A 25,606-nucleotide genomic window follows, 5' to 3' on the forward strand; every position below is an offset into this window, starting at 1 on the left:
TTTGTGTGCCCGGCGTCCAGACGTCTACAGATGCGGCAGGATCGCCGGCATCAGGTCCTGGAAGGTACGGCCGTTGGCCGGGGTGCCCAGCGCTGTCATCGTCCAGCCACCGCCCTGGCGGTGGACCTTGGCCATGATCTGCGCCGTGTACGCGCCCCCGCCGGCCAGCGTGTAACGGGCCAGCTCCTGGCCGTTAGTCTCGTCGACCAGACGGCAGAACGCGTTCTGCACCTCCTGGAACGTCTGGCCCGTGAACGAGTTCACGGTGAAGACGATCTGGTCGACGTGGACCGGAACGCGCTGGAGATCGACGAGGATCGCCTCGTCGTCGCCACCCTGTCCCGCTCCGCCGACGAGGTTGTCGCCCGTGTGCCGCACGGATCCGTCGTCGCTCACGAGGTGACGGAAGAAGACGACGTCGACGGGCTGCTTGTCCGCGAAGAGCACGGCGGACGCGTCGAGGTCGATCTCCCGGGTGCGCGAACCGAACAGCCCGCGCCGGGGGGCAGCCTGCCAGCCGAGCCCCATGCGCACCGCGGTCAGCGTGCCTCCGTCGTTCTTCTGCAGGCTGATGGCCTGCCCCTTGGTCATGTTGACGGTCACGCCGTTCCCCTCTCGAACCGTCCCCTGTGGCCGCGGAATCCGCGGATGCCAAAACCCTACGCAGCGGCACTGACAGTGACGAACCCCGGACCGCGCTTTGTGTCGGTCTTGCAACACATCGCGCACATTCCGGGGTCCGCCACGGGTGGCGGGGCCGTCAGGCCAGGCCCGCCTCCTTCATCTGACGCAGTTCCTTCTTCATCTCGGAGACCTCGTCGCGCAGCCGGGCCGCGATCTCGAACTGCAGATCCGCGGCCGCGGCCCGCATCCGCGCCGTCAGCTCCTCGATCTGCTCGGTGAGTTCGGCCGCCGGACGGTCGGTCGGGACCGTCTCCTTGGCCTTGCCCTTGGCGGGCTTGGCGCCCTTCGTCGTCTGGCCGCCGAGCGAGGGGACGGGGGCCTTGGCACCCTTGCCGTCCTTGGCCTTGCGGTACCCGGTGCCGAGCAGCTGCTCCGTGTCCACGTCCTCGCGGGCGATCTGCGCCACGATGTCGTTGATCTTCTTGCGGAGCGGCTGCGGGTCGATGCCGTTCGCCTTGTTGTAGGCGATCTGCTTCTCGCGGCGGCGGTTGGTCTCCTCGATGGCCTTCTCCATCGCTGGAGTGATCTTGTCCGCGTACATATGGACCTGGCCCGAGACGTTGCGCGCGGCACGGCCGATGGTCTGGATGAGGGAGGTCCCCGAGCGCAGGAAGCCCTCCTTGTCGGCGTCGAGGATCGCCACCAGCGAGACCTCGGGCAGGTCGAGACCCTCCCTCAGGAGGTTGATGCCGACCAGGACGTCGTACTCACCGGCCCGCAGTTCGCGCAGCAGCTCGACCCGGCGCAGGGTGTCGACGTCGCTGTGCAGATAGCGCACCTGGATGCCGAGTTCCAGGAAGTAGTCGGTGAGGTCCTCGGCCATCTTCTTGGTGAGCGTGGTGACCAGGACGCGCTCGTCCTTCTCGGTGCGCTTGCGGATCTCGTGCACCAGGTCGTCGATCTGGCCCTCGGTGGGCTTGACCACGACCTCCGGGTCGACAAGTCCGGTGGGGCGGATGATCTGCTCGACCTGGCCGTCGGACCGGGAGAGCTCGTACTGCCCGGGGGTCGCCGAGAGATAGACGGTCTGACCGATGCGCTTCTGGAACTCCTCCCACTTCAGCGGGCGGTTGTCCAGGGCCGAAGGCAGACGGAAGCCGTGGTCGACCAGGGTGCGCTTGCGGGAGGCGTCTCCCTCGTACATGGCACCGATCTGCGGCACCGTGACGTGTGACTCGTCGATGACGAGCAGGAAGTCCTCCGGGAAGTAGTCGAGCAGGGTGTTCGGCGGGGAGCCGGGCTCGCGGGCGTCGAAGTGCATCGAGTAGTTCTCCACGCCGGAGCAGGTGCCGATCTGGCGGAGCATCTCGATGTCGTACGTCGTGCGCATGCGCAGCCGCTGGGCCTCCAGGAGCTTGCCCTGCTTCTCCAGCTCGGCCAGGCGTACCTCCAGCTCCTTCTCGATGCCGTTGATCGCCCGCTCCATGCGCTCGGGTCCCGCGATGTAGTGGGAGGCGGGGAAGACGTACAGCTGCTCGTCGTCGCTGATGACCTCTCCGGTGAGCGGGTGGAGGGTGGAGAGGGCCTCGATCTCGTCGCCGAACATCTCGATGCGGACGGCGAGCTCCTCGTAGACCGGGAAGATCTCGATGGTGTCGCCGCGCACCCGGAAGGTGCCTCGGGTGAACGCCATGTCGTTGCGCGTGTACTGGATGTCGACGAAGCGGCGCAGCAGCTGGTCGCGGTCGATCTCGTCGCCGACCTTGAGGTTGACCATCCGGTCCACGTACTCCTGCGGGGTACCCAGGCCGTAGATGCAGGAGACCGAGGCGACCACGATGACGTCACGCCGGGTGAGCAGCGAGTTGGTCGCGGAGTGGCGCAGGCGCTCCACCTCCTCGTTGATCGAGGAGTCCTTCTCGATGTAGGTGTCCGACTGCGGGACGTACGCCTCGGGCTGGTAGTAGTCGTAGTACGAGACGAAGTACTCGACCGCGTTGTTCGGCAACAGCTCGCGGAACTCGTTGGCCAGCTGGGCGGCCAGTGTCTTGTTCGGGGCCATCACCAGGGTGGGGCGCTGGAGCTTCTCGATCATCCACGCGGTGGTCGCGGACTTACCGGTGCCGGTCGCGCCCAGCAGGACGACGTCCTTCTCACCTGCGCGAATGCGCTTGTCCAGCTCCGCGATGGCCGTGGGCTGGTCACCGTTGGGCTGGTAGGAGCTGACGACCTCGAAGGGCGCCACCGAGCGTTCGATCTGGGAAACGGGCCGCATGTTCTCCACCGTACGACCCCGCACTGACAACGGGGGCCGGTCACCGGTTCTGCGGGGTCCGGAAGTTCCGCTGTGCGGTGCGTCGCCGGGGGTGGTGGGACGGACGCCCTCCGGTGTGGGTCACCTGCGGGTGCGCCGGGATCCCGGGCTTGCGCTCCACCGGGGTCCAGTCGGGCTTGCCCATGACCATCAGCGGGTCGAACATCACGACGACGCCGGCCAGGCACAGGAAGGCGAGCGGGCCGATCATCATCGGGGCGAGCAGGGCCGCGGGCTTCTCGCCGTCCGGGGTTCCCCCGATGCCGTGCAGATGGACGCTGAGCGCGGCCATGCCCGTGTAGTGCATGCCCGTGACGGCGAGTCCCATGACGAGGCTCGCGCCGATGCTCCAGAGGAAGCCACGTATCTGTCCGGCGGCCCAGAGGGCGGCGGTCGCCGCGACGACCGCTATGACGACGGACGCGGCGACGGTAACGGTGTTGTACTCCAGCATGCCGTTGAGACGCATCCCCGCCATACCGAGGTAGTGCATCGAGGCGATGCCCAGGCCGGTGATGGTGCCGCCGGTGAACAGGGCCACTCCGGTCGCGCCCCGGTACCCCACGATGAAGACGCCGACTCCGACCATGACGATGGCGACGGCGAGGCTCGCGAACGTGATCGCCTTGTCGTAGTGGATCGGGGTCTGCTGGACGGTGAACCCCATCATCGCGATGAAGTGCATGGTCCAGATGCCGGACCCGATGGCGGCCGACCCCAGGGCGAGCCATCCGGCCCGCCAGGACTGGGCCACCAGCATCGATCTCGTGGTGCAGCGCAGACCGAGCGCGCCGCCGAGGCAGGCCATGAGGTACGCCACCACCGGGGTGACCAATCCGTAGCTGAAGCCGTCGACGGTGCCCTGCATACGCGGCGGCCCTCCTCACCCTGTACGTCCCTGAAAATCCGGAAATGCCCCCCATCCCCAGGACCGCGACGACGGTCAGGGCTGTGGCAGAGAGTATGACTCCCACCGGAACGGACGAACGATTTTCCGGCAAAGAAGCACGACGCTGCCGCACTTGTGCGGCGCTTGTGAGCACTTTTGGGTAACGCCTGCCCAACTGTGCCTGTCTCGCTCCGCCGCCTACTTGACTCCCTGCTGCCACTCTGGTGCTGTAAGTGATCACCTCGATGCGAGGAGTACGTATGCACGCGCGCGTTGCAGTCACCGCCACGGCCATCGCGTTCTTCGGAATCGGCATCGCCATACTGCCGACGCCGCACGCGGGTGCCGACGGCAGCGACCGACTGGTCGTCGTGGCCCACCGCGGCGCCTCCGGCTACGCGCCCGAGAACACCCTGGCCGCCATCGACAGGGCGGCCGCCATGGGCTTCGGCTGGGTCGAGAACGACGTGCAGCGCACCAAGGACGGCCGGCTCGTCGTGATCCACGACGCCACGCTGGACCGGACGACCGACGTCAAGAAGCTGTTCCCCCATCGGGCGCCCTGGCGCGTGAAGGATTTCACCGCGAAGGAGATCGCGCGTCTGGACGCGGGGAGCTGGTACGACCGCCGGTACGCGGGCGTCCGCGTGCCGACACTGCAGAAGTACATGGAGCGCCTGTCGCACAACCACCAGAGCCTGATCCTGGAGATCAAGAATCCTGAGCTGTACCCGGGCATCGAGCGGCAGACCCTCGCCCTGCTGGACAAGGAGGGCTGGCTCGACTCCGGCCATCTGAGGAACCGGCTGATCGTCCAGAGCTTCAGCGCGGCCAGTGTGCGCACGGTCCACGACCTGCGACCTGCGATCAGTACCGCGTATTTGGGCACGCCGCCGGTGTCGGAGCTGCAGGCGTACTCCCGGTTCGCCGACCAGATCAACGGGGAGTACACCAAGCTCTCGCTCGGTTATGTCTCCGCGGTGCACGCGCTCAAGGGGCCGCACGACAAGCCGATGAGGGTCTTCGCCTGGACCGTCAACAGAGCGGACGAGGCCCGGCGGGTGGACGACTTCGGCGTGGACGGTGTCATCACGAACGTCCCCGACGTGGTGCGGCGGGCGGTCACGGCCAGCTGACCCCGCGGCGCCCGCGGGCTCTGTCCGGCCCCGGCGCCCGCCCACAGCGGCGCTGTCGGTGGCGGGTCGTACGGTGGGCGCATGAACAGTGACGGGCAGGACGAGCAGTATCTGGTGTGGACCGTGCTCGGCACGGACATCGGACCCCTGCTGCTGGCCGCGACGCGCGACGGCCTGGTGAACGTGGTGTTCCATGCGACGGATGCCGTGCGCGACAAGGCCCTGGCACGACTGGCGTCCCAGTTCGGCACGGAGCCCCTCGAGACGCCGGACGCCCCGGTCCTGGCCGAGGCGATACGCCAGTTGGCGGCCTACTTCGCGGGTGAGCTGCGCGACTTCACGCTGCCGTTGGACTGGTCCCTGATCACCGGCTTCAACCGGCAGGTGCTGCGCGCGCTGGACTCCGGGGTGCCGTACGGCGCCGTGGTCGGGTACGGCGACCTGGCCCGCCGGGTCGGTCAGCCGGGCGCGGCCCAGGCCGTGGGGATGGCGATGGGTGCGAACCCGCTGCCGGTGGTCGTGCCGTGCCACCGCGTGGTCGAGAGCGACGGCGGCCTCGGCGGGTTCGGGGGCGGACGGGAGACCAAACGCCAGTTGCTCGCCCTCGAAGGGGTACTGCCGGAGCCGCTCTTCTGACCCGCGCCGCGCGCTGCTCGCGGTGCCGTGCCTCGAAGGCGCCCCCGAGCGTTTCCAGGCCGGCCGCCTCCTCACAGGAACCGGCGGCTGCGTCGCGGCCCCGGACCCATAGGACGACATGGTCGAGACGTGGCGAGTTGTCCGCCATGCGCCCAGGCTGGTGTTCTCCCCTCCACAGCTCGCATGTGTTTGGTCCCGGGCGCCGCCCGCCAGAGATGAGGGAAGACCGAGAGACAGGAGGCACGCACGTGCTGATGGTGTCCGAAGAGGTACGGGAGGCCCTCGCCGCCCGCCGACCGGTGGTGGCCCTGGAATCGACGATCATCGCGCACGGGCTGCCCCGTCCGCGGAACCTCCAGACCGCGCTGGAGCTGGAGGACCTTGTACGCCAGGAGGGTGCCGTACCGGCCACGATCGCTGTCCTGGACGGCCGGGCCCATGTCGGGCTGGACAAGGAACAGGTCGAGCGGATCGCGAACGAGGGGGGGATCCGCAAGCTGGGCCATCGCGACCTGCCGCTCGCGGCCGCAGCGGGCGTGAGCGGGGCGACGACGGTGTCCGCGACGGCCCTGCTGGCCTCCCTCGCCGGGGTACGGGTCTTCGCGACCGGCGGCCTCGGCGGGGTGCACCGGCAGTGGACCGCGACCCAGGACGAGTCCGCGGACCTGGGGCTGCTGGCCAGGACGAGGATCACCGTGGTGTGCGCGGGCGTGAAGTCGATCCTGGACGTGGCGGCGACGCTGCAGCGTCTGGAGACGCTGGGCGTGGCGGTGGCCGGTTACCGCACCGACCGCTTCCCGGGCTTCTATCTCTCCGACTCCGGGCATCCGGTCGACTGGACCCTCGAGTCCCCGGAGGAGGTGGCGGCTGTCATGCGGGCGCAGGACGCGCTCGGCGGTCCGCAGTCGGCGTTCGTCGTCGCTCATCCCGTTCCGGAGGAGGAGCAGCTCGATCCGCAGCTCCACGCGCGTGTGCTCTCCGCCGCGCTGCAGGCGTGCGAGGACGAGGGGGTCGCCGGCCAAGCGGTCACACCGTTCCTGCTCGACTATCTGGTGCGGCACACCGAGGGGGCCTCGCTGAGCGCCAATCTGGCCGCGGTGCGCGGCAACGTACGCCTCGCCGCACGGATCGCGGCGGCCTGGGCGAAGGCGTGAGCGGGGCGCTGCTCGTCATCGGGGACGTCGTCACGGATGTCGTCGCCCGGCACCGCGGCCCGCTCGCGGCGGGCACGGACACGGCCGCCGTCATCCGCACGCTTCCTGGCGGCGCCGGTGCGAACGTGGCCTGCTGGGCGGCCCATTGGGGCTGCCCGGACGTGCGGCTGCTCGGACGCGTCGGGGCCGACACGGCAGCCTGGCACGCACGGGAACTGACCGGGTCAGGGGTACGGCCCCACCTGGTCGTCGACGCCGAGGCGGCCACAGGGACGGTCATCTGTCTGGTGGACCGAGGCGCCTCGGCGGAGCGCACCTTCCTCACGGACAGCGGGGCCTGTCTGCGGCTGGACCCCGGGGACTGGTCGGACGCGCTGCTCGACGGGGTCGCACGACTCCATCTGTCGGGCTATCTGCTGTTCTCCGAGCCGAGCCGGGCGTTGGTGGAGGTGGCCTTGGCGGCGGCACGCGCGCGTGGCGTGCCGGTGAGTCTGGATCCGGCGTCGGCCGGGTTCCTCACCGAGCTGGGTGTGGGCCGGTTCCTGACGCTCACCGAAGGTGTGGACGTGCTGCTGCCCAGCCGGGACGAGGCGTGTCTGCTGACCGGGCTGCCCGACCCCGCGGACGCGGCCGCCAAACTGAGTCGCCATCTGCCCCTGGTGGTCGCCAAGCAGGGCGCGGAGGGGGCGCTGGTGGCCGTGTCGGGAACGGTCCGTGCCCGGATCCCGGCTGTGCCCGCCACCCCTCGGGACACGACGGGCGCGGGCGACGCCTTCACCGGCGCCTTTCTGGCGGCCCTCCTGTCGGGGGCGGAGCCGGAGGAGGCGACGGCGCAAGGGTGCAGGGCGGGGGCCATGGCGGTGGAGAGAGTGGGAGGCAGACCTCCGGCGGCCGTCCGGTAGGCGGCTCCGGTCGGCGACGCCCGGCAGGCGCCGCCCTTCCCGTGTGCGTCTACTCCTTGCGGCCCCACGCCGAGATCAAGGGGGACGTGGCCAGGTCCATCGTGCCGGACGCGACATGGGACAGATGGCGGTCGATCTCCTCGTCCGTGGCGAGGCCCGCGGCGACGAGCCGGTCGCGGATCTGCCGGACCGTCGCGGATTCGAGGGCCGAGCAGGCGGGCGAGGTGATCGGGAAGTAGGCGTCGGCCTCCACCCGTTGCAGTCCCGCCTCGCGAAGCAGGCGCGGAAGTCGGCGGCCGTAGGAGAGGTCGGCGCCGCGTTGGGCGAGGAGCGAGCGGAAACCCTGGCGCAGGCGGTTGGCGAGCTGCTGCTCGGGGCCGTACTCGTCCGGGCAGATGAGGGGCTGGAGCGCAGGATCGGCGTCCTCGATCAGCAGCCGTCCGCCGGGGCGCAGGGCCTTGATCATCGACTGCAACGCTCTTTCCCGGTCCGGTACATGGACCAGGACGAGCCGGGCGTGCACCAGGTCGAATCCCTCCCCCGGCGGCTCTTCGGTCCCGACGTCGTGGGTGCGGATCTCGATCGGGGGCCGGGCGGCCGACGCCGCCCACGAGGTGTCGATGTCGGTGGCGAGGACCTGTCCGGTCGGACCGACCTTCTCGGCCAGCCAGGAGACCACGGAGGTGCCTCCGGCGCCGACCTCCCAGCAGCGCCAGCCGGGGCCGATACCGAGGTCCTCGATGTGACGGAACGTGGTGGGGTCGAGGAGGGTGGAGAGCGCGTCGAAGCGCCGCCCCGCCTCGGCCTGCTGGTTGTCGAGGAGATATCCGTCGCTCTGCGTCATGCAACGATCATCTCAGCCGGCCGCGCGGGCCGTGCCCGACGACGCTCCGTGCGACCGGCGCAGCGTGACGCCCACCTTCGCATCGAAGCGGAACTCTCCGTTTCCACAGGCTTTTCCGGCTATCGGGGCCGACTGGCAGACTGGCACGCGAAGGCGCGGAATGCGCGGCGCGAGGAGATCCACGCAAGGAGATCCAGATGTCCATGGCAGGGAATCTTCGGAAGGTCACGGGCCTCGACAGGGTCAGCGGCCTCCGTAAGGTGGCACGGTTGGCGCGGCGTCGAACACGCGTCGACCTGAGCCACCCCGCCCGGTCACCCCTGGGCTCCGCGGTGGTCAACTGCGTGACGTATCAGAAGGGCGTCCGCGTTCCCGACGCCAGCGATCTGGTCGACTCCGTGGAGCGGGTCCGCAAGAGCGCCGACGGGTTCGTCTGGCTCGGACTGCACGAGCCGACGGACCAGGAGTTCGCGGGGATCGCCGAGCTCTTCGATCTGCATCCGCTCGCGGTCGAGGACGCGGTCGAGGCGCATCAGCGCCCGAAGCTGGAGCGGTACGGGGAGACGCTGTTCGCGGTCTTCAAGACCGTCTGCTACGTGGAGCACAAGGAGTTGACCGCGACGAGCGAGGTGGTGAGCACCGGCGAGATCATGGTGTTCATCGGTCCCGCCTTCGTCATCACGGTGCGGCACGGACGGCACGGCTCGCTCGGGCCCCTGCGTGAGGAGCTGGAGGCCCACCCTCAACAGCTCGCGAAGGGCCCCGCCGCGGTGCTGCACGCGATCGCCGACCAGGTGGTGGACGACTATCTGAGCGTCACTGACGCGGTGCAGGAGGACATCGACCAGGTCGAGACGGACGTGTTCGCGGAGAACAGCGCGCGACTGGATCCGGGCCGCATCTACCAGCTCAAGCGGGAACTCCTGGAACTGAAGCGGGCAGTGGCGCCCCTGGACCGCCCCATCCAGGAGCTCGCCACCAGGCCGATCCGGGTGATCGACCCGGAGATACAGGCGTACTTCCGGGACGTCTCCGACCATCTGCTGCGCGCCATCGAGCAGATAGCCGCCTTCGACGAACTGCTCAACTCGATCCTTCAGGCGCATCTCGCGCAGGTGAGCGTCGCTCAGAACGAGGACATGCGCAAAATCACGGCCTGGGCCGCGTTGATCGCGGTGCCGACGATGCTCACCGGTGTGTACGGCATGAACTTCGCGCACATGCCCGAGTTGCGCTGGAGATTCGGCTACCCGGCGGTTCTGGTCCTGATAGCCGTGGGCTGTCTCGTCCTGTACCGGGGATTCAAGCGCAACGGCTGGTTGTGACCCCGCGGGTCCTTCACTCAGCCGCCGACGGACCTCCAGGGGCGTTGAGCGCCGCCGGTCCGAGCCGGTCGACTAATGCCGACCGGCCGGCGGACGGGCCTTGGGCGGCCTTCGCCCCGGGCGGGGCGATCGGCAGGCGGGTGGCGCCGCGTGGTCCGGGTCGGTGGGTCCGGATCGGAGTGCTCCGGGTCAGCGCGAGGTGCTCCTCGCGTAGACGTTGCCGACCCACTCGACCATCTGACCCTGCGTCAGGTGCTCGGCCAGGTCGACTTCGCTGATCATGCCGACGAGGCGCTTGTTGTCGATGACGGGAAGCCGGCGGATCTGGTGGCCCTCCATCTCCTGGAGGACCTCGCTGATGTCGGCCCGCGCGTCGACCCAGCGCGGTGTGCCCTGGGCCATCTCGCCCGCGGTCACACGTGCGGGGTCGTGGCCCGCGGCCACGCAGCCGACGACGATGTCGCGGTCGGTGAGGATGCCGCAGAGCCGCTCGTTCTCGTCACTGATGGGCAGCGCGCCGACGTTGAGTTCGCGCATCAGCTGGGCGGCACGGTCCAGGGTTTCGTGCGCGGGGATCCACTGGGCACCACGGTGCATGATGTCTCCGGCGGTGGTCATGTAGTACCTCCCGTTGCCGGACGGCCGGCGCGGCACGGGACGCACCGCATGTCCCGGCGCCCTCAATTCTCGCCGTGCCCGCGCGGTAGTGCACCCCGAGGCGACAGGCGGGCGGGTGCGGCCGGGCCGACGGCATGGTGGCCGGGCGTGGGTTCAGCCGTTCCAGGCGGGGTGACGCGGGTCGTCCGCGCGGACCAGGACGTCGGCGAGGGCACCCGGGTCGGTCTCCGCCTCGTAGCGCCCGAAGGCGGGAAGCGTCCAGTGCTCGGACTCGGGGGTGCGTCGGCGCAGGGCGCCGGCCGACAGCAGCACGTGGACGGTCAGGTCGAAGGGGAACCAGTGCCGAAGGAGGAGGGGACCATGGAGCAACAGAATGCCGCCGGGTGGAAGTTGGACGTATGGGCTCCGAGTGGCACGGTCGGTGACCGGGTCCCACAGATCGGGCAGGACGCTGCCGTCGCCGCCTGGTTCGAGGGGGCCGAAGACCTCGCGCCACAGGGCGCCGGTGTCGAGCCATCCGTCGTAGTAGGAGTCCAGGTCCCGGTGGCCGTACTCCAGGCGGACGGACGCGGGGCGCAGGAAGCCCTCCGCGCCGACGACGAGCGAGGAGCGGCCGCGTATCCGCAGGGCGTCGGACACACGCAGGGCGAGGTCGCCGGGGCGCGCGGCCGGGGCTCCGTCGAAGGCGACGCGCGGCCAGGGACTGCCGTCGTCGGGCTTCAGATCGAGCAGCCGGTCGGCGAGAACATCGCCGAGCCGCTCCCAGGTGATCGCTTCGAGTCGCACAGGGCCCATGATGCCCCGCCAACAGGGTGGAACCACGACCCGGCCGCTGACCGCCCACAGGGGCGGAGCGCGACGAAGCCGCCGCCGGACCGGCGTCCCTCGGGGTCACCGCTGAACAGGGTGGGGAATGAGACGGGTATGGCACCGAGCGCAACTCCCCCGCGTGGTGGCGGACTTCTGGCCTTCCAGCCAGTGAGACGGCGGCACTGCGCCGCATGCAGCCGCGGGCCTTTGTCGTTGCTGGTGCTGGAGGAGGGCGCGCCCCGGTGCCTGGACTGCGCGGATCTCGGGCATCTGGTGTTCCTGCCGCGCGGCGACACGGCACTGACCCGGCGGTCGCGGGAGGCGAGTGCGCTCTCGGCGGTGGTGGTGCGCTTCAACCGACGGCAGGGCCGGTACGAGCGGCAGGGGGTGCTCGTCGAGGAGGAGGCGCTGGCGCTCGCCGAGGAGCGGTGCCTGGCGGACGCGGAGGCCCGGCGCAGACGCCGGGCGCGGGACGCACGGCGGCGGGCGGCCGAGGACCTGCGGTTCACGGAGGCTTTCGCGCGGGAGATCCGTCGGTTGCTCCCCGGGTGCCCGGCCGGGCGCGCGGCGGAGATCGCGGCGCATGCCTCAGTGCGCGGGAGCGGACGGGTCGGCCGCAGTGCGGCGGGGCGGGCGCTGTCACCGGACGCGGTGTCGGCCGCGGTACGGGCGTCGATACGGCACCTGGAGACGCCGTACGACCAGCTGCTGATGAACGGGGTGCCGAGGCCCGAGGCGCGTCGGCGCATCGCGGGGAGCGTGGAGGCGGTGCTGCGGGAGTGGGGGCTTCGAGAGGCGGCGTAGCAGGGCGGCGCATGCGGTCGGGGCGGGGCCAGGAAGGGGCCCGGCGGATTCGGAGGGGCGGCTGTCGGGCGTAGGGGACACGGTCGCCGGGCGCCGGGCAGGCGGCGTCGGACTCCGTGGGAGGTCAGCCGTGCCTCGCGTATGTCGTCCGTGTGGGGCGACCGGGTGGTCACTGCGCACATACGCGGCGTGACGTACGGCGACCGTAGGCCGTGAAGGTCAGCGGGTGCGTCCTCGCCCGGGCCCGGGCGACCCGATGCCTGGTCGGGGCCCTGATGACGAGGGGCGGAGCGGCGTAGGGCGTCGTACCCTGGCACGAAGCGACCCCGTACGTGCGCGCAAGGGGGAGGGCCATGGCCGATCCCAAGGGCTTTATGAGCACCCCCCGGGAGGAATGGCCTCGCAGGCCCGTGGAGGAACGGGTGCGGGACTGGAACGAGGTGTACGTCCCGGGCGCGCTGCTGCCGATCATCAGCCGCCAGGCGAACCGGTGCATGGACTGCGGGATCCCGTTCTGCCACGAGGCCTGCCCCCTCGGCAACCTGATCCCCGAGTGGAACGGCCTCGTCTCGCGCGAGGACTGGCGCGCGGCCGCCGACCGGCTGCACGCCACCAACAACTTCCCTGAGTTCACGGGACGGCTGTGTCCGGCGCCGTGCGAGGCGGGGTGTGTGCTCGCCATCAACCAGCCCGCGGTCACCATCAAGAACGTGGAGGTGGCCATCGCCGACCGGGCCTGGCAGGAGGGGTTCGCCCAGCCGCGTCCGCCCGAGCGGCTGTCCGGGCGCACGGTCGCGGTCGTGGGGTCGGGTCCGGCCGGGCTCGCGGCGGCCCAGCAGCTCACCCGCGCCGGGCACACGGTGGCGGTGTACGAGCGCGCGGACCGGATCGGCGGGCTGCTGCGGTACGGGATACCGGCGTTCAAGATGGAGAAGCGGCATCTCGACCGGCGCCTGGGGCAGATGCGGGCGGAGGGGACGAAGTTCCGTACCTCGACGGCCATAGGGAGGGACATCGCGGCCGTGGAGCTGCGGGCACGGTACGACGCGGTGGTGATCGCGACGGGCGCCACCGCATGGCGTGAGCTGGACGTGCCCGGGCGGGAGCTGGCCGGGATCCATCAGGCGATGGTGTACCTGCCGCTGGCGGACCGGGTGTGCGAGGGAGACCTTGAGGTCTCGCCGTTGTCGGCGGCGGGGAAGCACGTCGTGATCGTCGGTGGTGGGGACACGGGGGCGGACTGTCTGGGCACCGCGGTGCGCGAAGGGGCGGCGTCCGTGACCCAGCTCGACATCTACCCGCAGCCGGAGCCGGGCCGGAACGAGGACACCGAGCCCTGGCCGACGTACCCGAAGATCTACCGACTGTCCGCCGCGCACGAGGAGGCGCGCGATCTGCGCACGGCGCCCGCAGCGGACGCGGACGCGCGCCTGTTCGCGGCGTCCACGCTGAGCTTCACGGGGGACGCCGAGGGGCATGTGCGCGCACTGCGCCTGACCGAGGTGGACGAGCGGCGGCGACCGGTGTCGGGCACCGGGCGGACGCTGCCCGCGGACCTCGTGCTGCTCGCGCTGGGGTTCTCGGGGCCCGACCGCGAGGACGGGCTGATCAACCAGCTCGGGATAGCCCTCGATCCACGCGGGACCATCGCGCGGGACGAGGACTTCTCGACGAACGTCCCGGGGGTGTACGCCGCGGGGGACGCCGCGCGCGGGCAGTCGCTGATCGTGTGGGCGATCGCCGAGGGGCGGGCCGTGGCGGCGGCGGTCGACCGGCGGCTGACGGGCAGTGCGTCGCGCCTGCCGGCACCGATCGGGCCGTACGACCGGCCGATGACGGCGTAGCGGCGCGGCCGATGACGGGTGACCGGGCGGATCAGGCGAACCGACGGGGAGCGGGCGGATCGCGCAGACCAACGGGAGCGGGCTGCGATGATGCCTGCTCCCCGAAGGCGACGAACGCCTGATACCCAGGCTCCACGGGGCCTCTGGATCCCCGGCTTCCGACTTACAGCTTGCGAGCCACCGCGCCGTAGCCGGGAATGACTCCGTCGTCCTGGCCCGGGACCGGCTCGCCCAGCTCCGGGTGCCACTTGTGGGCCACCTCCACCCCGGGTTCGACGAGGTCGAGCCCGTGGAAGAAGCGGGCGAACTCGTCGCGGGAGCGAAGCGCGAGGGTGACGCCGGCCGCCTTGAGCTTCTCGGTGGCCGCCGCGGACTCCTCCGGGGTGAAGTCGGCGGTGGCGTGGGTCATCATCAGGTAGCTGCCGGAGGGAAGTTCGGACAGCAGCCGATCCACCAGGGCGTGCGCGCCGTCCTCGTCGGAGACGAAGTGCAGCAGCGCCACGAGGGACAGCGCGACGGGCTGGTCGAAGTCCAGGATCCGCTTGGCGCCTTCGATGATGGTGTCCGGCTCCCGCACATCGGCCTGCAGGTACTCGGTGACCCCCGCGGACGTGCTGCGCAGCAGGGCCGCCGCGTGGGCCAGCACGATGGGGTCGTTGTCGAAGTAGACGACGCGCGCGTCCGGCGCGATCTCCTGCGCGACCTGATGCAGGTTCGGCTCGGTCGGGATGCCCGTGCCGATGTCCAGGAACTGCCGTACGCCGTGGTGCGCCAGCCAGCGCGTGGCACGGTGCATGAACGCACGGTTGACTCGTGCCATCACCGGCACCCTCGGGTCGAGGGCGAGCATCTGCCGGCCCATCTCCTCGTCGACGGGATAGTTGTCCTTCCCGCCGAGGTACCAGTCGTACATCCGTGCCGGGTGCGGCTTGCTGGTGTCGATGACGACGGCGTCCGGTGCGGGGTTCTGCCCGGTCATGAAGGAACTCCGTAATTCCATGGGAACGTCAATGATCAACTGAACTGAAAAGCTGAACGACAGGTCAGGGGCGCGGACGACAAGGCCGTGGACCGACGGCTGGTCACGAGAGCAGGAAGTCGGCCACCCCCGCCTTGGCCCCCTCGATGAACGCCGTCATCTCGTCGCAGGTGTAGATCAGCGCGGGCCCGTCCGGGTCGGTGGACTGACGGACGGCGATCCGGCCGTCGGCGAGCTTCATCGCCTCCAGACAGTTGCCGCCGTTGCCTCCGCTCCACGGCTTGTGCCAGCCCTCGCTGCCGAGTTCATGGGCGGGCATGCCGTTGTAGACGCGTTCGCGCGGCGTGATGCGGTCCATTCACAGCTCCTTGCGGAGACCCTCGAGGATCTCCTTCGTGCGTTGTGCCGTAGCGGCCTGGGCCGCCATGCGGTCCATGACCTCGAGGTGGGTCGCCACCTCGGTGCGCGCGTCGAGGTAGACCGCGCCGGTCAGGTACTCGCTGTAGACCATGTCCGGCAGTTCTGACATGGCAAATCGGAACAGGGCGAAGGGCCCGTACGTACCGGCATGCGGTCCCGAGGCGAACTCCAGCACCTGGAGCGTCACATGGGGCAGCTGGGTGACCTCCAGCAGCCTCTCGACCTGGGCACGCATGACGGCGGGCCCGACGACCGGGCGGCGCAGCGCGGTCTCCTCCATCACGACCCAGATCCGGGGCGCGTCCTTGCGCGAGAGCAGTTCCTGACGCTGCATGCGCAACGCCACATGACGCTCGATGTCCTCGGGACTGGTCTGCCCGACGGCCCCCGACCTCAGGACCCCGTGGGCGTACGCCTCGGTCTGCATGATGCCGGGCACGAAGTGCGGTTCGTACTGGCGGATGAGCGCGGCCGCGCCCTCCAGGCTGACGTACATCGAGAACCAGCCCGGCAGAATGTCGTGAAACCGCTGCCACCAGCCCGGTTTGTTGGCATCCTCGGCGAGTTGGACGAAGGCCTCGGCCTCCTCGTCACTCACTCCGTACGCCTTCAGCAGCAGCTGAAGGTACGGGATCTTCAGGGCGACCTCGGCCGTCTCCATGCGGCGGACGGTGGCGGGCGCGACGCGCAGAATGCGTCCGGCCTCCTCCCGTTTGAGGCCCGCGCGTTCACGGAGGTCCAGCAGGCGCCGACCGAGGACGACCTGACCGACCGTCGGTGCTGACCGCGGCTCGCTCACCTCGCGTTCCTCCCGTCCTGATGTGTCCTGACAGCCCGGACGGCGCCGTTCGGGACCGTCCGGCGCTCTCGCCGCACACCCGTCTTAAGCTTCGATCCGTTTCCGTACTGGTTCGATCCACTTCGCTGCTGGTTCGATCCGCTTCGGTGCTGGTTCGACCCGTTCCCCGCGGTTCGATCCGTTCTCAGCCGGTGTGGGCACCGCACCCGGCCGTCCGTGCTTCGGATCCCAACTGGCTCCGCCTCGCGGGCCGTTGCGAGCAGTGTGCCATGGCCTTTCGCCGAGTCACACTGCACTCTGCATTTTTCAGAGTGACCCTTGCCAAGTGTTCATGTCACAGCGATAGTGGCAATCGTGATTCCGTCCGCGCCGTTAGGAACAGACGCCGCCGCAGACCGGTTCGGCCGGGGCGGCACCTCAGTGCCGCGCCCCGCCGCGGCTGCCGAGCGCCGTTTCCGCTTCGAGTTGGCCTCGCACCCGGGCTCCGTCGGGCAGGCCCGACGGCTGGCACGCGCCCGGCTGTCCGGCTGGGCGGTGTGCGAGGACACATGCGACACGGCCGCCCTGGTCGTCTCCGAACTGGTCACCAACGCGATCGTGCACACCGCCGGACAGCATGTCTTGTGTGAACTGCACGACACCGGCGACCTGGTGCGCATAGCCGTCCAGGACGAGGGATGCGCTCCGGGTGAGCCGCACACGGGTCCACAGCGCCCCGATGAGGAGCACGGGAGGGGACTGCTTCTCGTCGCGGCGCTGTGCCGGGCCTGGGGAGCCCAGGAGGCGGGGCCCGGCTTGCTGGTCTGGGCGGAGCTGGCACGGGATGCCGAACAGCCGGCGTCCCGTGAGCCGTCCGGGCCCGAGCAGTCGTCCCGGGACCTGTCGTGTTCCGGCGACAGGTCCCGGGCGACCGAGGACACGACGGCCCGGTCCGACCTCGGCTGGGGCGCCAAAAGGCCGCCCGTGAACGGCGAGGCACGGTGCGACCTGGGATGGGGCGCGAAGCGACCCCCGGCCGACGGCCGGGGTTCCGGGGCGGAGGCGTCCCGGGGGACGGGGACCACGTGGGCGTGAGGGGCACCGGGGCCCTGGGGCAGGGAGCCGGAGCGATGCTGTCCCTGGACTCGCTGGTCCGCCTGGAGCGGGCACGGCGGACGTCCGGCGCGATGCCCGGCAGGCTTGCCCTGCCCGAGGACATGGCCGCGCCACTGGGCTGCGACGCGGTGACCGTACCCGCGTCCTACGGCCCGCTGCTGCTGTCCAGACTGCCGAGGGTGGGCTGTGTCTACGCCGACCGCGCCGACTGGTGGTGGATCGTGCCGTCGGACTCCGACGTCGCACTGAGCTGGCCCGCGCCCACGCGCTACGCGAAGGAAGCACTCGTCCCGGAGGCCTCGGACGGCCCCGGCCTCATCCACCGGCCGGACGACACCGTGCCGTACACCCCGCCCATCCCGCTGTACCTGGCCGTTTGTCAGGTCACGGGCACGGCGCCGGCGTGGTCGCGGCCCCTCAGCGCCTGACCACGAGGGCGTCACTCGGCGGCGTCGGCCCCCCGCACGATCACCAGGAACGCGTCCGTCGCCAGGTCCATGACGACCTCCGCGGGCTGCCCCTCCAGGCGGCGCGCCTGCGCGTACTCCTCCGCGGGCCACGAGCCGCGCGGACCACCTGCGGGAAAGCGCTCCAGAACCATTCGCCCGCTCACCCTGCACCTCCTTGCAACGCCGAGTATCGGCGGCCGATCCCGATCGGCTCGTAGAGTTAAACGCCAATCTCCCGGTGAACGGATCGTGAAGTGACGGTACTGAGACGTATTCGACACTCAGTCACGGTCCATTGGTGAGGAAAAGCCTGGAGCGATCCGATTTGCCCGGCCACAGGAACACCTCAAGTCCCCCACGTCACCCGTGAACACGGACAGGCAATGGGCCCATGGGCACGCGCGGCGCGACACAGGGCTCCTGATGGACGAGGGCGGTCTGCCTTCACGCAGTGGCGGGAGCGTGGAACCGTGCGCCCCGTAGGGCTACCCGGCCGCCGGTCCCCGCGCGGCGGCGAGGGCGTCCTCGAAGAGCCTTTCGGCCGCCACGACGGCCGCCACGAGCCTGTCGGCATCGGCCCGCAGCCCCGCCACGATCCCGTCCACGGCCCGCAGCCCCGCCCGCTCCAGCAGCCGCTTCTCGTTGGTCACCCATTCCCCGCATGCCGCGAGCACCGCGTGCGCGGTGTGCGCGGCGGCCAGGGCGAGGGCGCCGGCGACCTCGGTGAGGCGGCCTTTCGGGGCGTGGTTGGCCTTCGCGTACGCCAGGGTCGCGCCCGCCGTGTCGTGCCAGCGGCCGGGGGCGGAGGCGCGCAGCTTGCGCGGGTACGACGCGGGGCGTGGAAGGGTGCCTCGCAGTACCCGGTTGACGGCCAGTTCGGCGACCACCAGGTAGCTGGGGATGCCCGCGAGGTGGAAGAGCAGCGGCTCCACGTGGAAGCGGCCTTCCTCGGCCTCCGCCAGCTGATGTTCCACGACATCGAGATCGCGGTAGTGCACGTCGACCCGGCGGCCCTCGACGGTCAGCCAGGCGCCGCCGTTGAACACGCCTCCGCCCCAGCCGCCGATCTCGGAGACCTCACCGGGCCAGCCGATGGCCCGGAGGTCGGCGGGGCCGAATCCCGGGCCCCGGTAGTAGACGGCCAGATCCCAGTCGCTGTCCGGGCCGTGGAGGCCCTGCGCGCGGGAGCCGCCGAGCGCGACGGCCCGGACGGCGGGCAGGGCGGCCAGACGGTCCGCCACGCCGTCGAGAAACGTCTCGTCGTCCATGGGCATCGGGGTCGTTGCTGCCACCTCCGTCAACGGGGCCGTCAGGCCCTCTTGTTGAGGGGACGCAACCTACCTCAGTTCCGCCGCGGACCGGTGTGCGTTCGTGGTGACGTGGGGACCGGAAAATCGGATGCACGCGCCGTCCGGTCCCCGCATGATCGGGGATTGGCGTCGACCGGCGGGGTCCCCCTCCATCGACGGGTTGCCGTCGTCCGGCGGATTTGCCGTCGATCGACGGGTTGCCGCTCAGGCCGACACTTGCCGCCCAGGCCGGCGCTCGGCCGGGCCGATACGAGGAACGTTTCCGGGAGGTCCCATGCTCAAGCGCGTCACCGTTCCCACCCTGTTCCCGCCGCCCCGCTACGCGCACGCGTCCGTCGTGGAGGCGGGGACCCGGCTGGCGTTCCTGGCCGGATCCGTGCCCCTCGACGCCGAGGGGAAGCTCGTCGGCGAGGGCGATCCCGTACGGCAGGCGCAGCAGGTGCTCGCCAACCTCGACGAGCAGTTGCACGCGGTCGGCAGCGACCTGGCGCATGTGGTGTCCACGGATGTGTACGTGGTGAGCGCTGAGCCGACGGTGCTCTCGGCCGTGTGGGACGTCGTCGAGGCGTCGGGGCTCAGCGCCGGGCCGCATTCCTCGACGCTGATCGGCGTGGCCTGCCTCGGCTACTCCGGCCAGCTCGTGGAGATCACCGCGACCGCCGTGGTTCCCACGGAGCGCTGAACCGGCGTGGGACCGCGCCGGTCCGTCGCTACGATGCGGTCGGCAACCCCGCCGCCCGCGCCGCCGTACGCAGCACGTCCCGCAGCATCTCAGGGGTGAGCCGGCCGGTGAACGTGTTGCGCTGGCTGACGTGGAAGCAGCCGAAGAGCTCCAGCCCGTCCAGCGGCACCCGGGCCCCGTGCCCGAAGGCGGGCCGTGGCCGGGGCAGCGCCCAGCCCGCCTCGGCGAGCGAGGTCAGCGAGGCCTGCCAGCCGAAGGCCCCGAGCGCGACCACGGCGCGCAGGGAGGGGCGCAGCAGCCGCAGTTCCTGGACGAGCCAGGGTCGGCAGGTGTCCCGCTCCTCGGGGGTCGGCTTGTTGGCCGGCGGGGCGCAGTGGACGGGGGCGGTGACGCGTACGCCGTAGAGTTCGAGCCCGTCGTCGGCGGACACCGACGTGGGCTGCGACGCCAGCCCGACGGCGTGCAGGGCCTCGTAGAGCACGTCTCCCGACCGGTCGCCGGTGAACATCCGTCCGGTCCGGTTCCCGCCGTGCGCCGCGGGTGCGAGTCCTACGACGAGCAGCCTCGCGTCGGGCGGCCCGAAGCCCGGTACCGGCCGTCCCCAGTAGGTCCAGTCGGCGAACGCGGCGCGCTTGGTACGGGCCACCTCCTCGCGCCAGGCGACCAGGCGGGGACAGGCACGGCACCCGGTGATCCGCTCGTCCAGCCTGGCGAGGCTGCTGTCTTCCATGCCTCCACGGTAGGTCTGGACGGCGAGGGTCCGGGCGGTCGGGCCCCGGCGGAAAAGGCGTCGGATGCTCCGGGCTCGGCGGGCTAAGGTCGGGGGCATGGCTTCCGAAGGCACGGACGACGAGAAGGCGGGCGGGACCGGGGGAACCCGCGCGACGGCGACGGACCAGGAGTCCGGGGCACGCCGGGACGGCGAGACGGACTCCCGGGACTCCGGTGAGGGCGCGCCGGAGCCCGCCGCCCAGGGCATGGACCCGAAGACCGCCGCCGCGGTGGCCGCCGCCGAGGCGGCCGGCCCGTCGCACGGCGAGAGTGTGCGCATCGACAGCTGGATCTGGTCCGTGCGGCTCATCAAGACCCGTTCTGCCGGCGCCACCGCCTGCAGGGGCGGACACGTCCGGGTCAACGGCGAGCGTGTGAAGCCCGCGTACGCCGTGCGGATCGGCGACGAGGTACGGCTGCGCCAAGAGGGCCGGGAGCGGGTCGTCGTCGTGAAGCGGCTGATCCGCAAGCGGGTGGGACCCCCGGTGGCGGTTCAGTGCTATGTCGACAACAGCCCGCCTCCGCCGCCCCGCGAGGCCGTGGCCCCGGCGGGCGTCCGCGACCGCGGGGCCGGCCGTCCCACCAAGCGCGACCGCCGCGAGATGGAACGCCTCCGCGGTATGGGCGCGGCACCGGGCACGCCGTACGGCGGCTACGCCGAGGCCCTCGGCGCCCAGACCCGGGCCGAGAGCCGGGGCCGCTCGGAGGACCGGGACCGCGCCGGTGGCCAGGACCGGGCCGGTGACACAGGTGGGTCTGGTGGCAAGGGCGGGTTCGGTGGCAAGGGCGGGTCGTCCGGTGGACGGGACCGTTCCGGTGGCCACGGCGAGTCCGGTGGTCGCGGCCGGCCTCAGGGGCGAAGCGGCACCGGCGGTCGCTGAGGAGGCGACGGAGGCGGTCACACCCGGCGCCGCGCCAGGCCTGCCAGGTCGGCGATGCGGGTCCAGGCGATCACGGTGAGCGGGAGGATCAGGATCAGCGGGGTCGCCGCGTTCTGCCCGTCGAAGACGGTGAGCTGGACGACGAAGGCGCCGACCATCAGCCCGGACAGCGCCACGGCCGCGACCGACGACAGCAGGGGTACGACCAGGCCGACGGCCCCGGCCAGTTCGAGTGCGCCGATGGTGTACATCCCCGTGCTCCCCCAGCCGATCCTGTCGAAGGACTCGACCGCCGACGGGTGCGCGATCAGCTTGGGCAGTGCGCTGGCGAGGCCGTAGAACAGCGCCAGGACGATCTGCAGGGCGCGCAGGGAGATCTGGGCGCGCCGGCTCCGGCCTCGGTTCACCGACGAGGCGACGGGGGCCGGGGCGGCGGCGGTGGCCGAGGCGACGGAGGTGGCTCGGCGGGCAGCGGCGACGGTCTCGGACATGGGGTCCTCCTGAAGGCAACGGGTGCGCGTGCTGTCAGAGGTAAGACCCTTGTCCGTCGCGGAACTCATCGCTGTCCCGGGACTTGTTGATGCCCCGGGCTCATCGGTGTCCGGGGCCTTGTCGCTCCCGAACGGTCCGCCGGTCCGCCCCGCTCGGCTCACAGGGCGAACCAGCCGTGCCCCGTGTACCAGTGCCCGCCCCCGCGCAGGTGGTCCGCCACCGCCCGCTCGACGCCGGAGCGCCGCGGCAGGCTTTCCACCGGCAGATCGGGATCGCCGAAGACGAACCCGATCGGCACCCCGTCGTCGGGGGTCGCCTCCTCGTACGCGAGCTCGAAGCGGTCCTGGAAACGGATGATGTTGGAGTCGGCGGGCAGGTACCGCTTGAGCTGCGGATCCAGCAGCCACGAGTGGCACACGGCGATCTCATGGCGTTCGTCCGGGTAGTGGCGCGCGAAGAACTCCCGTGCCGAGGTCAGGGACCGCTCGCAGGCGGACGATGACAGCGGGCCCCGGAAGTCGGGGATGTGCAGTTCCAGGCATGGATCGCCGGGCCCCAGCCCATGGCCCGCCGCCGCGACGGCCCGGCCCGTGCGCTCGCCGAGCCGTCCACGCTGGAACTGCAGCCGCCCCAACTGGAACAGCTCCCCGTGGAAGTGCAGGGCCGGCCACCACGGGAACAGCAGTCCCCCGGTGCCACGTCGTCTTCGGTGGACCGCGACCTGGCGTCCGAGATCCGCGAGCGTACGGCGGGTCACCGCCTCCGGAACACCGCGCTCCCGGTGGTAGGCGCGCACATACGGAAGCGAGGCGACGAAGACGTAGAGATGGAAGAACCGCCCGAGCGCGCCGGCCGAGTCCGGGAACGAAGGCGGCTCACAGGCTTTCCCGATCTCTCCCATGTCCCGCACGAAGCGGGTGACACACCGCGCCAGCAGCGTCATCGCCTCGGCATCCCGCGCGAGCCGGACGCGCAGCGCGACCACTTCGTTGATGTCCTCGTGGGGTACGGCCAGGTCGAGCAGGACGTCGGGCAGCTCGTCCGCATCGGGCAGGACGACCGTCACCCACGCGCCGTCCTCACGCTCCAGGTCCTTCATCCACTCGGCGAGCCTCGCGTCCGCCCGCACCGCGTCCAGCAGCACCATCGCCTCCCCGGGTGACCCCGGCCGCGCCCCCGCGCCGCCGGATTCTGGTCGCCGTTCCATGGTGAACATGCACCACGAAGGGTACGTGTCGGGTCAGGAGTGGGTGATGTCGATGCGTACAGGCAGTGAACCGGCGACGGCACGCAGTGCACTGCGGATGCGCTTCTGGCTGAGCGTCTGGGGCCTGGCCTGGGCGACCTTCGGAACGGTCATCTTCGCCCTCGTGGGGCGACCGGGCTGGGCGGCGGCCTGCGGCGTGCTGTGGCTGGTGATCAGCGCGGACCTGACGATGATCGTGCGGCACATCCGGCAGGGGCCCCACTGGCAGCCGGGCCGCGACGTCCCGCCGTATCCGCCGCCGGACCGACGCCGCTGGTGACGGCCGGCCGTCGCGCACCAGCGCCGTCCGGATTCAGACGAAGCCCAAGCCCGCCGTATCCGGACCACGTCCCTGAGCCCGCCGCATCGGCGCTACGAGTCGAAACCCGCCGCCTTCAGATACTGCGGGTTCGGGTCCAGCGCGGCCGCCAGCCGGAAGTGCCGCTTCGCCTCCTCGGGCCGCGCCTGGCGCTCATAGGTGCGGGCCAGCGCGAAGTGCGCGAACGCGTTGTCCGGCTCACGCTCCAGCACGATGCTGAACTCCAGCTCGGCAGGACGCAGTTGCGCGGCGGCGAAGAAGGCCCGGGCGCGCAGCAGCCGGGCGGCCGTGTTCTCGGGGTGCGCGGCGATCACGCCGTCCAGCAGCTTGACCGCGCCCCTCGGATCCCGTGCGGCGAGCAACTGCTCGGCAGCACGGAAGTCGATCACATGGGTCTCCGGAGTACGTCCGGTCGGATCGCTGATCTCGGGCACGGCTGAGTCCTTCCCTCACTGGAGCGATTCAACGCTCCCCGCGGCGATCGCTATTCCGGCGAACGTCCGGCCCTGCGCACGAGATCCGCCCATACCTGCCCCACCTGGTGTCGCAGCTCCTCCAGGGGGACGTCGTTGTCGATGACGATGTCCGCGATCTCCAGACGCTTCTGGCGCGGCGCCTGGGCGGCCATCCGCGCCCGTGCGTCCTCCTCCGTCATGCCGCGCAGACGGACGAGCCGGTCGAGCTGGGTGGCGGGGCTCGCGTCGACGACGACCACCAGGTCGTAGAGCGGGGCCAGTCCGTTCTCCGTGAGGAGGGGCACGTCGTGGACGACCACGGCGTCCTCGGGCGCGGCGGTCTCCAGCTCACGGGAGCGGGCGCCGACCAGCGGGTGCACGATCGAGTTGAGGACAGCGAGCTTCTCGGGATCGGAGAAGACGAGGGAGCCCAGTCTCGGGCGGTCCAGGCTGCCGTCCGGCGTGAGGACGCCCTCCCCGAAGGCCTCGACGATCGACGCGAGCCCGGCGGTGCCGGGCGCGACGACCTCGCGCGCGATGCGGTCCGCGTCGATCAGCACGGCCCCGCACTCCACGAGCAGCCGCGACACCTCGCTCTTGCCGGCGCCGATACCGCCGGTCAGGCCCACCTTCAGCATGACCGGAAGCCTACGGCCTGCCACTGACAGCCTCCGTGGCAGGCCCGGGCGTTCAGCCCTCGCCCTCGCGCTCCGCCAGGAAGCGCTCGAATTCCTGTCCGATCTCGTCCGCGGACGGGATCTCGACGGGCTCCGCGAGCATGTTGCCGCGCGTCTCGGCGCCCGCGGCGGCGTCGTACTGGTGCTCGAGGCCCTGGACGAGAGCGACCAGTTCCTCGTCGCCCTCCTGGATCTGAAGTTCGATCTCCGTCTGGGTGCGGTGCGCGTCCGTGCGCAGCGCGTGCGCGATCCCGGGGAGGACGAGGCCGGTCGCGGCCGTGATGGCCTCCAGCACGGTCAGCGCGGCGTCCGGGTACGGGGAGCGGGCGATGTAGTGCGGGACATGCGCGGCCACGCCCAGAACGTCGTGTCCGGCCTCCATGAGCCGGTACTCGACCAGGGACTCGGCGCTGCCGGGGACCTGCGCCTCGTCGAAGGGGCTGCGGTGGCCCGGCACCAGATCGGTGCGGTTGCCGTGCGGGGTGAGCCCCACCGGGCGGGTGTGCGGCACGCCCATGGGGATGCCGTGGAAGTTGACGGCCAGGCGCACCCCCAGCCGCTCCACGATCTGTCCGACGGCCGCGGCGAACCGCTCCCACTCCACGTCCGGTTCGGGGCCGGCCAGCAGCAGGAAGGGCGCTCCGGTGGCGTCCTGGACGAGGCGCACCTCGATGGACGGGACCTCGTAGTCCGTCCATCGGTCCCGCTTGAAGGTGAGCAGCGGACGGCGCGCGCGGTAGTCCACGAGCCGGTCGTGGTCGAAGCGGGCCACGACCTGGTGCGGCAGTGAGTCGAGGAGCCGGTCGACGATCTGGTCGCCGGTCTCGCCCGCGTCGATGTATCCGTCGAAGTGGTAGAGCATCACCAGGCCCGCCGACTCCTGGGCGAGCGCCATGTCGACCACGGCGAGCCCCTTCGGCTCCCATGCGTACAAACCCTGCGGATCAAGCACTGTGGACCGCTCCTCCTCGTGTTCTTTCCGGCACAACGCGCTCCAGGACGTGGGCATTCCCGGACCGCGCCCTTCCGCCTGCCTCTCCTGCCGGTTGGGGCGGTGGCCTCGGGGCGCGGGTCTGTACGAGGTCGCGACGAGGTGTGTTACGCATGCGTGGAGGGCCGGCCACTGCCCTG

The 25,606-nt window shown here is 71.0% G+C and carries 29 protein-coding genes; 12 read left to right on the forward strand and 17 right to left on the reverse strand.

Going from position 1 to position 25,606, the window contains the following annotated elements:
- Window positions 1–24: 24 nt before the first annotated feature.
- The 3 genes from ACFYX0_RS02475 to ACFYX0_RS02485 form a co-directional block, all read right to left on the reverse strand.
- Window positions 25–603: a TerD family protein gene (locus ACFYX0_RS02475; RefSeq protein WP_388965466.1), complete on the reverse strand. Its 579-nt coding sequence runs from the start codon at window positions 601–603 to the stop codon at window positions 25–27.
- 157 nt (window positions 604–760) lie between these two features.
- Complete coding sequence (uvrB, locus tag ACFYX0_RS02480; RefSeq protein WP_388965469.1) at window positions 761–2,899, reverse strand: excinuclease ABC subunit UvrB; 2,139 nt, start codon at window positions 2,897–2,899, stop codon at window positions 761–763.
- 40 nt (window positions 2,900–2,939) lie between these two features.
- Complete coding sequence (locus ACFYX0_RS02485; RefSeq protein ID WP_388965472.1) at window positions 2,940–3,806, reverse strand: MHYT domain-containing protein; 867 nt, start codon at window positions 3,804–3,806, stop codon at window positions 2,940–2,942.
- 281 nt (window positions 3,807–4,087) lie between these two features.
- Here ACFYX0_RS02485 and ACFYX0_RS02490 point away from each other — a divergent pair, with 281 nt between their 5' ends.
- The 4 genes from ACFYX0_RS02490 to ACFYX0_RS02505 all read left to right on the forward strand — a co-directional run bounded on the left by ACFYX0_RS02490 (window position 4,088) and on the right by ACFYX0_RS02505 (window position 7,655).
- The gene (locus ACFYX0_RS02490) at window positions 4,088–4,963 is read left to right on the forward strand and encodes a glycerophosphodiester phosphodiesterase family protein (RefSeq protein ID WP_355903628.1); all 876 of its coding nucleotides are present in this window, start codon (window positions 4,088–4,090) and stop codon (window positions 4,961–4,963) included.
- Between the two features lie 81 nt (window positions 4,964–5,044).
- Window positions 5,045–5,599 carry a methylated-DNA--[protein]-cysteine S-methyltransferase gene (locus ACFYX0_RS02495; protein WP_388965474.1) on the forward strand — a complete coding sequence of 185 codons (555 nt, stop codon included), beginning with the start codon at window positions 5,045–5,047 and terminating at the stop codon, window positions 5,597–5,599.
- Window positions 5,600–5,847: 248 nt separating this feature from the next.
- Entirely contained in the window at window positions 5,848–6,753 is a 906-nt protein-coding gene (locus ACFYX0_RS02500) for a pseudouridine-5'-phosphate glycosidase (protein WP_388965477.1), read from the forward strand.
- On the forward strand, window positions 6,750–7,655 hold the full coding sequence (locus ACFYX0_RS02505) for a carbohydrate kinase family protein (protein WP_388965479.1): 906 nt from the start codon (window positions 6,750–6,752) through the stop codon (window positions 7,653–7,655). The genes ACFYX0_RS02500 and ACFYX0_RS02505 overlap by 4 nt, the downstream gene beginning before the upstream one ends.
- A gap of 49 nt (window positions 7,656–7,704) precedes the next feature.
- Here the strand turns inward: ACFYX0_RS02505 and ACFYX0_RS02510 are convergent, their stop codons facing one another.
- The gene (locus ACFYX0_RS02510; RefSeq protein WP_388965482.1) at window positions 7,705–8,499 is read right to left on the reverse strand and encodes a methyltransferase domain-containing protein; all 795 of its coding nucleotides are present in this window, start codon (window positions 8,497–8,499) and stop codon (window positions 7,705–7,707) included.
- Between the two features lie 197 nt (window positions 8,500–8,696).
- On the opposite strand from ACFYX0_RS02510, the gene ACFYX0_RS02515 reads away from it, so the two are divergent.
- Complete coding sequence (locus ACFYX0_RS02515; RefSeq protein WP_388965485.1) at window positions 8,697–9,824, forward strand: magnesium and cobalt transport protein CorA; 1,128 nt, start codon at window positions 8,697–8,699, stop codon at window positions 9,822–9,824.
- Between the two features lie 189 nt (window positions 9,825–10,013).
- On the opposite strand, the gene ACFYX0_RS02520 is transcribed toward ACFYX0_RS02515, so the two are convergent.
- Window positions 10,014–10,442, reverse strand: coding sequence for a CBS domain-containing protein (locus ACFYX0_RS02520; RefSeq protein ID WP_311697081.1), 429 nt, complete (start codon window positions 10,440–10,442; stop codon window positions 10,014–10,016).
- 153 nt (window positions 10,443–10,595) lie between these two features.
- Complete coding sequence (locus ACFYX0_RS02525) at window positions 10,596–11,237, reverse strand: uridine kinase (RefSeq protein WP_388965487.1); 642 nt, start codon at window positions 11,235–11,237, stop codon at window positions 10,596–10,598.
- A 129-nt stretch (window positions 11,238–11,366) separates the two neighbouring features.
- Between ACFYX0_RS02525 and ACFYX0_RS02530 the strand changes: the two genes are divergently transcribed.
- Both ACFYX0_RS02530 and ACFYX0_RS02535 read left to right on the forward strand, forming a co-directional pair.
- Window positions 11,367–12,056: a DUF2293 domain-containing protein gene (locus tag ACFYX0_RS02530; RefSeq protein ID WP_388965490.1), complete on the forward strand. Its 690-nt coding sequence runs from the start codon at window positions 11,367–11,369 to the stop codon at window positions 12,054–12,056.
- A gap of 353 nt (window positions 12,057–12,409) precedes the next feature.
- On the forward strand, window positions 12,410–13,900 hold the full coding sequence (locus ACFYX0_RS02535) for a glutamate synthase subunit beta (RefSeq protein ID WP_388965493.1): 1,491 nt from the start codon (window positions 12,410–12,412) through the stop codon (window positions 13,898–13,900).
- A gap of 163 nt (window positions 13,901–14,063) precedes the next feature.
- Here ACFYX0_RS02535 and ACFYX0_RS02540 read toward each other — a convergent pair whose 3' ends face one another.
- From ACFYX0_RS02540 to ACFYX0_RS02550, 3 genes are all read right to left on the reverse strand, one after another.
- Complete coding sequence (locus tag ACFYX0_RS02540) at window positions 14,064–14,879, reverse strand: SAM-dependent methyltransferase (protein ID WP_388965496.1); 816 nt, start codon at window positions 14,877–14,879, stop codon at window positions 14,064–14,066.
- Between the two features lie 103 nt (window positions 14,880–14,982).
- On the reverse strand, window positions 14,983–15,237 hold the full coding sequence (locus tag ACFYX0_RS02545; protein WP_388965499.1) for a DUF397 domain-containing protein: 255 nt from the start codon (window positions 15,235–15,237) through the stop codon (window positions 14,983–14,985).
- A complete protein-coding gene (locus ACFYX0_RS02550; RefSeq protein WP_388965502.1) occupies window positions 15,238–16,098 on the reverse strand; it encodes a helix-turn-helix domain-containing protein in 861 nt (286 codons plus the stop codon).
- Between the two features lie 345 nt (window positions 16,099–16,443).
- On the opposite strand from ACFYX0_RS02550, the gene ACFYX0_RS02555 reads away from it, so the two are divergent.
- On the forward strand, window positions 16,444–17,172 hold the full coding sequence (locus tag ACFYX0_RS02555; RefSeq protein WP_388965506.1) for an ATP-binding protein: 729 nt from the start codon (window positions 16,444–16,446) through the stop codon (window positions 17,170–17,172).
- 35 nt (window positions 17,173–17,207) lie between these two features.
- Window positions 17,208–17,621, forward strand: a complete 414-nt coding sequence (locus tag ACFYX0_RS02560; protein WP_355903664.1) for a hypothetical protein — start codon at window positions 17,208–17,210, stop codon at window positions 17,619–17,621.
- 11 nt (window positions 17,622–17,632) lie between these two features.
- Here ACFYX0_RS02560 and ACFYX0_RS02565 read toward each other — a convergent pair whose 3' ends face one another.
- Both ACFYX0_RS02565 and ACFYX0_RS02570 read right to left on the reverse strand, forming a co-directional pair.
- Entirely contained in the window at window positions 17,633–17,806 is a 174-nt protein-coding gene (locus tag ACFYX0_RS02565; RefSeq protein WP_311697072.1) for a hypothetical protein, read from the reverse strand.
- Window positions 17,807–18,127: 321 nt separating this feature from the next.
- A complete protein-coding gene (locus ACFYX0_RS02570; RefSeq protein WP_388965915.1) occupies window positions 18,128–18,916 on the reverse strand; it encodes a nucleotidyltransferase domain-containing protein in 789 nt (262 codons plus the stop codon).
- A gap of 310 nt (window positions 18,917–19,226) precedes the next feature.
- On the opposite strand from ACFYX0_RS02570, the gene ACFYX0_RS02575 reads away from it, so the two are divergent.
- Window positions 19,227–19,634 (forward strand): RidA family protein, encoded by a 408-nt coding sequence (locus ACFYX0_RS02575; RefSeq protein ID WP_388965509.1) that lies wholly within the window; start codon window positions 19,227–19,229, stop codon window positions 19,632–19,634.
- A gap of 28 nt (window positions 19,635–19,662) precedes the next feature.
- On the opposite strand, the gene ACFYX0_RS02580 is transcribed toward ACFYX0_RS02575, so the two are convergent.
- Window positions 19,663–20,364: a uracil-DNA glycosylase gene (locus ACFYX0_RS02580; RefSeq protein WP_355903671.1), complete on the reverse strand. Its 702-nt coding sequence runs from the start codon at window positions 20,362–20,364 to the stop codon at window positions 19,663–19,665.
- Between the two features lie 247 nt (window positions 20,365–20,611).
- Here ACFYX0_RS02580 and ACFYX0_RS02585 point away from each other — a divergent pair, with 247 nt between their 5' ends.
- Window positions 20,612–21,286, forward strand: a complete 675-nt coding sequence (locus tag ACFYX0_RS02585) for an RNA-binding S4 domain-containing protein (protein WP_388965918.1) — start codon at window positions 20,612–20,614, stop codon at window positions 21,284–21,286.
- 17 nt (window positions 21,287–21,303) lie between these two features.
- Here the strand turns inward: ACFYX0_RS02585 and ACFYX0_RS02590 are convergent, their stop codons facing one another.
- Window positions 21,304–21,777 (reverse strand): DoxX family protein, encoded by a 474-nt coding sequence (locus ACFYX0_RS02590; protein WP_388965511.1) that lies wholly within the window; start codon window positions 21,775–21,777, stop codon window positions 21,304–21,306.
- A 158-nt stretch (window positions 21,778–21,935) separates the two neighbouring features.
- A complete protein-coding gene (locus ACFYX0_RS02595; protein ID WP_388965921.1) occupies window positions 21,936–22,922 on the reverse strand; it encodes an acyltransferase domain-containing protein in 987 nt (328 codons plus the stop codon).
- A 109-nt stretch (window positions 22,923–23,031) separates the two neighbouring features.
- Between ACFYX0_RS02595 and ACFYX0_RS02600 the strand changes: the two genes are divergently transcribed.
- The gene (locus ACFYX0_RS02600) at window positions 23,032–23,304 is read left to right on the forward strand and encodes a DUF6343 family protein (protein WP_355903680.1); all 273 of its coding nucleotides are present in this window, start codon (window positions 23,032–23,034) and stop codon (window positions 23,302–23,304) included.
- 92 nt (window positions 23,305–23,396) lie between these two features.
- Here ACFYX0_RS02600 and ACFYX0_RS02605 read toward each other — a convergent pair whose 3' ends face one another.
- From ACFYX0_RS02605 to ACFYX0_RS02615, 3 genes are read right to left on the reverse strand one after another with little or no spacing between them, the layout of a single operon-like run.
- Complete coding sequence (locus ACFYX0_RS02605) at window positions 23,397–23,777, reverse strand: tetratricopeptide repeat protein (protein ID WP_311697067.1); 381 nt, start codon at window positions 23,775–23,777, stop codon at window positions 23,397–23,399.
- Window positions 23,778–23,827: 50 nt separating this feature from the next.
- Window positions 23,828–24,436 carry a dephospho-CoA kinase gene (coaE, locus tag ACFYX0_RS02610; RefSeq protein WP_388965514.1) on the reverse strand — a complete coding sequence of 203 codons (609 nt, stop codon included), beginning with the start codon at window positions 24,434–24,436 and terminating at the stop codon, window positions 23,828–23,830.
- A gap of 52 nt (window positions 24,437–24,488) precedes the next feature.
- Window positions 24,489–25,427, reverse strand: a complete 939-nt coding sequence (locus ACFYX0_RS02615) for a PAC2 family protein (RefSeq protein ID WP_388965517.1) — start codon at window positions 25,425–25,427, stop codon at window positions 24,489–24,491.
- Window positions 25,428–25,606: the final 179 nt, after the last annotated feature.

Origin of the sequence: Streptomyces sp. NPDC002573 (assembly GCF_042889625.1) — a bacterium.
GTDB lineage: Bacteria > Actinomycetota > Actinomycetes > Streptomycetales > Streptomycetaceae > Streptomyces > Streptomyces gibsoniae.

Coding starts and splice junctions, on each gene's coding strand:
- coaE (WP_388965514.1), bottom strand. CDS start 24,436: ATGCTGAAGGTGGGCCTGACCGGCGGTATCGGCGCCGGCAAGAGCGAG.
- ACFYX0_RS02570 (WP_388965915.1), bottom strand. CDS start 18,916: ATGCCCATGGACGACGAGACGTTTCTCGACGGCGTGGCGGACCGTCTG.
- ACFYX0_RS02580 (WP_355903671.1), bottom strand. CDS start 20,364: ATGGAAGACAGCAGCCTCGCCAGGCTGGACGAGCGGATCACCGGGTGC.
- ACFYX0_RS02585 (WP_388965918.1), top strand. CDS start 20,612: ATGGACCCGAAGACCGCCGCCGCGGTGGCCGCCGCCGAGGCGGCCGGC.
- ACFYX0_RS02590 (WP_388965511.1), bottom strand. CDS start 21,777: ATGTCCGAGACCGTCGCCGCTGCCCGCCGAGCCACCTCCGTCGCCTCG.
- ACFYX0_RS02540 (WP_388965496.1), bottom strand. CDS start 14,879: ATGACCGGGCAGAACCCCGCACCGGACGCCGTCGTCATCGACACCAGC.
- uvrB (WP_388965469.1), bottom strand. CDS start 2,899: ATGCGGCCCGTTTCCCAGATCGAACGCTCGGTGGCGCCCTTCGAGGTC.
- ACFYX0_RS02485 (WP_388965472.1), bottom strand. CDS start 3,806: ATGCAGGGCACCGTCGACGGCTTCAGCTACGGATTGGTCACCCCGGTG.
- ACFYX0_RS02520 (WP_311697081.1), bottom strand. CDS start 10,442: ATGACCACCGCCGGAGACATCATGCACCGTGGTGCCCAGTGGATCCCC.
- ACFYX0_RS02600 (WP_355903680.1), top strand. CDS start 23,032: ATGTCGATGCGTACAGGCAGTGAACCGGCGACGGCACGCAGTGCACTG.
- ACFYX0_RS02495 (WP_388965474.1), top strand. CDS start 5,045: ATGAACAGTGACGGGCAGGACGAGCAGTATCTGGTGTGGACCGTGCTC.
- ACFYX0_RS02515 (WP_388965485.1), top strand. CDS start 8,697: ATGTCCATGGCAGGGAATCTTCGGAAGGTCACGGGCCTCGACAGGGTC.
- ACFYX0_RS02545 (WP_388965499.1), bottom strand. CDS start 15,237: ATGGACCGCATCACGCCGCGCGAACGCGTCTACAACGGCATGCCCGCC.
- ACFYX0_RS02530 (WP_388965490.1), top strand. CDS start 11,367: ATGGCACCGAGCGCAACTCCCCCGCGTGGTGGCGGACTTCTGGCCTTC.
- ACFYX0_RS02525 (WP_388965487.1), bottom strand. CDS start 11,237: ATGGGCCCTGTGCGACTCGAAGCGATCACCTGGGAGCGGCTCGGCGAT.
- ACFYX0_RS02575 (WP_388965509.1), top strand. CDS start 19,227: ATGCTCAAGCGCGTCACCGTTCCCACCCTGTTCCCGCCGCCCCGCTAC.
- ACFYX0_RS02560 (WP_355903664.1), top strand. CDS start 17,208: ATGCTGTCCCTGGACTCGCTGGTCCGCCTGGAGCGGGCACGGCGGACG.
- ACFYX0_RS02510 (WP_388965482.1), bottom strand. CDS start 8,499: ATGACGCAGAGCGACGGATATCTCCTCGACAACCAGCAGGCCGAGGCG.
- ACFYX0_RS02535 (WP_388965493.1), top strand. CDS start 12,410: ATGGCCGATCCCAAGGGCTTTATGAGCACCCCCCGGGAGGAATGGCCT.
- ACFYX0_RS02490 (WP_355903628.1), top strand. CDS start 4,088: ATGCACGCGCGCGTTGCAGTCACCGCCACGGCCATCGCGTTCTTCGGA.